Origin of the sequence: Bizionia argentinensis JUB59 (genome assembly GCF_000224335.1) — a bacterium.
In the GTDB taxonomy this organism is placed as follows: domain Bacteria; phylum Bacteroidota; class Bacteroidia; order Flavobacteriales; family Flavobacteriaceae; genus Algorimicrobium; species Algorimicrobium argentinense.
Genome location: NZ_AFXZ01000030.1, coordinates 1 through 2,847 on the forward strand (window position 1 = coordinate 1; position 2,847 = coordinate 2,847).

Sequence of the window (2,847 nt, forward strand, 5' to 3'; positions counted from 1 at the left end):
CTACGTATATGAAACGTAGCGTGTAAAAAGACGCTATCGTTTCGGATTATACACGAGCCGAATTTTTAAATTTTTCTTTTTATCTTTATTTTACTAAAAGCCAAATTTAAAAATTTGGCGGTCTTTGTAAATACACACAAATCTTTCGGAAAGCCTGTAATAGCTATGTTTTATATACATTGTTGTGTGCAGTTTTTATTCATAATTCAGTTCCTTTCTATATTCAGTTTTATTTTTTAACTTGATGTTTTCGCTCTTTTTAATTTTGTCAAATTCTGCTGATTTTATTTGCGAAACATTTGATAATTCCATTATTGAGTTATCCTTATAACCTAATTCTTTTGATTCCGCTTTTTTGTCAATCTGCCAATACTTTATTTCGTCTCCACTTTTTGAAGTCGCAAGAATATAGTTTTTATTATATCCGACACTTTCAATATCTTTTATAATGTTAATACTCGATTTATAAGGTTCATCTGGATTTACTGGAATGACAATACTGTTAAAAGCTGGTTCAACCATATAGTAAAAGTCAGAGCCTAAATCAATATCTCCATACCAATTTAATTGGCAAGAACTCAAAGAAGTTAAGAGAGTTAAAAATAGAAATGCTTTTCTCAAATTTTAATAAATTATAACTTTAATAGCTAAATAAATAAATAATCCAAATGTCACAATGATTGCAAATAAGGACTTCAAGTTTTGTCGGTTAATCATTTTTCCATATTTCGCAACATCTTTGTCAAAATTCCAATTCATTCTTTGTGATGCGTGTCGATATATTTCCATTTGTTGCTGTTCCAGATAAATTAAATAACACAAAACAAAAATAGGAAAGAGAACTAACCAAAGACTAACAATTGGATTGTCAGTTGGGAATTTACCAAGTCCGAAAAATGAAGCAACTAAAATTCCATTTACAGTAAATAGCTTGTCGTGAATTCTGTCGAAAGTAGATTGGATTTTTTTACTTGCTTCTTCTCCCTCTTTTTCCGTTTTTTCAATTAACTTATCTCCTTCAGAACTAAATTCATTGGTGGAAATTCTCGCTTCGTTTTTGGCAAGTAATTCTAATATTTTCTCTAAAAGTTTATTCGTTTGTTCCATTTCTTAAATTGCACACAACGTTTAGTATAAGGAACGTAGGGCAGGTGATAGACACTATCGTTTCGGTTTGGCACTTAGCCAAATATAATATTTTGTATTTATCTTTTATATTGAAAATGCCAAATTTTATATTTGGCGGACTTCATAAATAAATACAGGCTTTTGAGTTAACACAAAAGCCCTATGTTTTTTATACATTGTTACCAGCAGTTATTTTCATACATTATGTTTTTCATAATCTTCTCTTTCCCAATATCCATTTTCAAATCTATTATTCATTATGTCTTGTCGTAATTCAGTTAATACAATTCCTAACCAATTTGTTCCTTTCCATTTTAATGAGTTTCCAGAGTCTTTATTGTCAGAAGTTAATCCGATTCCCCAAACAGCATCATATGGACTTGCTTCAGCTATTGTTTTACCTTTAGTTGATAGTAATAAATTCAGATATTCAGAGTTTTGTTCAAATTTGGCTCTATTACCTTTATATACAATGTCTAATGCGTTTTGATTCCAGATTTTCAAGTCAAAGTTTTGTACTTCACGACCTAAGGATTTTTGTTCTCTCACATTTTTAGTCATCATTATTTTTTCTGCAATTTCATTGTCGTTAAATAATTTAGCCTTTCCATACATCATATATTGTTCAGCACTATTAAAAGTCAAATTATCAATTTTGAATGCAGATTTATGCCATTGAGAAAATGGGTGTTTTGTTTCGTAAAAGAAATAGTACTCTTCTTTTAAACTTTTAGGCTTATACCACGAAATATCTCCTCCCGATAACCCTAATTCTAAATGCTTAGAGTTGAAATAACCTGGTTCAAAAGATTTTAAAGGGAAGTCTGGAGCAGTAATAAAACAAGTCCTTTTTTCATTTGTTGAATTTATTCCTCTTTCCAAATGCTTACGAAGTAACTTTGGCGAATTTTTGTATTCTATTAAGAAATCCAATAGTTGCTTAGAAAAAGCGTTTTCATTTTCAGTAAAATCTTTATCCAATATTATTTCGTGCAAACTTGCGTGCATTTCTCCGTGAGTTAATTTCGAAGTTCCTATTTTATGTTGATAATAACTGAAGTTCATTTTTTTCTAATTGCTGGTAACGTTTATGTATATGGAAAGTTGCGTGTTTGTGTGCGAGGATTTTCCGAAGGAAAATCAGAAGCTAGCAAACAAAGCAACTAACATTGGTTAAGCACAAAATAGCAATTTTTTATATACTGTGTTGTGCCTCGTTTTTTTTCAGATTCGTAATTCCAATAATTTTGCTCAATTTTTTCAGTCCGTTTTTTGAAATAATTCTAAACGCCAATTCTGTAAATATAAATCGAAAAACAACTAAAAACATTAAAGTCGGAATTATCAATGAAATTATTATCTCTTTTTCCTTTGTGAATAATGCTATTGAAAATCCGATGAATGGAAATAAAAATATTATCGATAACATTACTCGAAAAGCTTTGTGAATTGTAATTTCAATAGTTCCGTTTTTAGATTCCAATTTTCCATTTAAAACACAAAATGCTCCGCGTCCAGGTTTCGACGAGATTATTCTAAATCCGTTTTCATTTACTTTTCCAATAAATGCTTTTTTAGTCCATTCCGAAACTAGAGAATCAGTTATCAGCGTGTTTTGTTCTAATTCCGCCATTGCTTTTGAGCTATCTTTTGACAGTTCAAATGCATAATTATTTGTCGGAAATATTTTCATTTATGTTCGATTTTCAAATGAGGCAC

Annotated in this window: 4 protein-coding genes; all 4 read right to left on the bottom strand. The window is 30.0% G+C overall.

Annotation, left to right across the window (positions count from 1 at the left end):
* Positions 1 to 195 precede the first annotated feature (195 nt).
* Positions 196 to 621 (bottom strand): hypothetical protein, encoded by a 426-nt coding sequence (locus tag BZARG_RS08740; RefSeq protein ID WP_123766904.1) that lies wholly within the window; start codon positions 619 to 621, stop codon positions 196 to 198.
* 3 nt (positions 622 to 624) lie between these two features.
* Complete coding sequence (locus tag BZARG_RS08745; RefSeq protein ID WP_008637429.1) at positions 625 to 1,107, bottom strand: hypothetical protein; 483 nt, start codon at positions 1,105 to 1,107, stop codon at positions 625 to 627.
* A 216-nt stretch (positions 1,108 to 1,323) separates the two neighbouring features.
* Positions 1,324 to 2,193, bottom strand: coding sequence for an NADAR family protein (locus tag BZARG_RS08750; RefSeq protein ID WP_202796750.1), 870 nt, complete (start codon positions 2,191 to 2,193; stop codon positions 1,324 to 1,326).
* 130 nt (positions 2,194 to 2,323) lie between these two features.
* Positions 2,324 to 2,821 (bottom strand): hypothetical protein, encoded by a 498-nt coding sequence (locus tag BZARG_RS08755; protein WP_008637438.1) that lies wholly within the window; start codon positions 2,819 to 2,821, stop codon positions 2,324 to 2,326.
* Between the last annotated feature and the right edge of the window lie 26 nt (positions 2,822 to 2,847).

Coding starts and splice junctions, on each gene's coding strand:
- BZARG_RS08745 (WP_008637429.1), bottom strand. CDS start 1,107: ATGGAACAAACGAATAAACTTTTAGAGAAAATATTAGAATTACTTGCC.
- BZARG_RS08750 (WP_202796750.1), bottom strand. CDS start 2,193: ATGAACTTCAGTTATTATCAACATAAAATAGGAACTTCGAAATTAACT.
- BZARG_RS08755 (WP_008637438.1), bottom strand. CDS start 2,821: ATGAAAATATTTCCGACAAATAATTATGCATTTGAACTGTCAAAAGAT.